The 1,311-nt window shown below is 72.0% G+C and carries 1 protein-coding gene; it reads left to right on the top strand.

Annotated features, from left to right (window positions below; genetic code table 11):
- Window positions 1-1,311 (top strand): metallophosphoesterase family protein (locus tag AB0O00_RS30765; RefSeq protein WP_363657323.1); only part of this gene is annotated, 1,311 nt, incomplete at both ends.

Below are 1,311 nucleotides of genomic sequence, written 5' to 3'. Positions count from 1 at the left end.
CAGCAGTCCACCCCGCACCGGCTCGGCGCGCCCAGCGTGAGCGGGATCCACCTCCAGTTCGGCAACGACCCCGCCTGCGAGATGACCGTCTCCTGGATCACCCCGCAGTCGGTCCGCCGCCCGCACGTGCGGGTCGGATCGCCGGACGGCGGGCTCGGGACGGTCGTCGAGGCCGAGACCCGCACCTACCGCGACGCGCTCTCCAAGGACGAGGTGTACGTCCACCACGCCCGCGTCACCGGACTGCGGCCCTCGACCACCTACCTCTACGCCGCCGGACACGAGGGCGCCAACCCCGAGACGGGCTCCTTCACCACCGCCCCGCGCGGCCGGGCCGCCTTCACGTTCACCAGCTTCGGCGACCAGGGCACGCCCAACCTCCGCCGCAAGGTCGACTTCCCGGACGGCGTGCCCTCCCCGCTCGGCAAGTACCCCGTGTACACGAGCAGCCAGATCGGCTCCCCGGCCGCCGCGGACATCGTCACCGCCGTCGAGCGCGTCGGCCCGCTGTTCAACCTCGTCAACGGCGACCTCTGCTACGCCTCCTACAGCGGACGGCACGGCCAGAGCCGCACCGCGACGTGGGCGGACTGGTTCATCGGCAACAGCCGCTCGACCCGGCTGCGCCCGTGGATGCCGTGCGCCGGCAACCACGAGACCGAGTCCGGCAACGGTCCGATCGGCGCCCTCGGCTACCAGACCTACTTCGACCTGCCCGACTCCGCCGCCTCATCCGACGAGGAGACGGCCGGCATGTGGTACGCGTTCACCGTCGGCTCGGTGCGCGTCATCAGCCTCGCCAACGAGGACGTGGCCATCCAGAACAGCAGCGAGATCTACCTGCGCGGCTACTCGGGCGGCGCCCAACTGCGCTGGCTGGAGCGCGAGCTGCGGGCGGCCCGGAGCAGTCGGGCGATCGACTGGATCGTGGTCTGCATGCACCACCCGATGATCTCGACGTCCAAGCACGGCAGCGGCAGCGACCTCGGCATCCGCGAGGCCTGGGGCCCGCTGTTCGACGCGTACGGCGTGGACCTCGTTGTCAGCGGCCACGAGCACTACTACGAGCGCTCCCACCCCGTCCGCGGGACGCTCCCCAACGACGCCCGCACACCGGTGCCGTCCGGGACGGACCCCGACCTGGCCGACACCGACCGCGGCACCGTCCACATGATCATCGGCGCCGGCGGCAATGCCGCGACCACCCAGGACGACCTGTTCGAGACGCCGCACGGCCGGGTCGTCGTCGCCCTGGAGGACAAGCCGGCCCCGGGCGCGCCCTACCGCGAGTCGATCTGGGTGACGGAGGAC

The organism is Kitasatospora sp. NPDC093558 (genome assembly GCF_040683475.1).
Classification (GTDB): domain Bacteria; phylum Actinomycetota; class Actinomycetes; order Streptomycetales; family Streptomycetaceae; genus Kitasatospora.
The sequence above is the reverse complement of the archived record's forward strand: the minus strand, read 5'-3'. Positions and strand labels throughout refer to the sequence as shown.